A 502-nucleotide genomic window follows, 5' to 3' on the forward strand; every position below is an offset into this window, starting at 1 on the left:
TGCTGGCCCTGGCCCGCCAGATCGGGGTGCTGCACGAACGCATCGCCCCCATCGGCCTGCAGCAGCCCCAGTCCGGGCTGGATGTCGGGCAGGTGATTCCGCGCATCACCATGCGCACCCTGTCCGGCGCGCCGTTCCCGATGGGCGAGGCCCTGCCGCCGGGCACCGTGCGCATGCTGCTGTTCGTGGCGCCCGACTGCCCGGTCTGCAAGCGCGTGCTGCCCGTCGCGCTGGACGTGGCGCGTGATCGCGGACTGGACCCGGTCCTGGTCGGGGACGGCGCCCCGCCCGAACTGGTCGCGATGCGCGACCGGATGGGCCTGGGCGGCGTCGCCTTCGTCACGGGGGTCGAACTGGGCCTGGTGCTGCAGGTCAGCCGCCTGCCGACCCTGGTGCTGCTGGATTCCAACGGCACCATCCTGGCGAAGGACGTGGTCAATACGCGGCGGCAGGTCGAAGCCCTGATCCCCGCCGCCGCCGGGCGGGCGGCGTAGGGCCAGGG

The 502-nt window shown here is 73.5% G+C and carries 1 protein-coding gene; it reads left to right on the forward strand.

Annotated elements, in window-relative coordinates; genetic code table 11:
- A partial coding sequence (locus ACV1FX_RS41810) for a thioredoxin-like domain-containing protein (protein ID WP_473123298.1) occupies window positions 1-494 on the forward strand: 494 nt, incomplete at its 5' end.
- Window positions 495-502: the final 8 nt, after the last annotated feature.

The organism is Bradyrhizobium ingae (assembly GCF_055791185.1).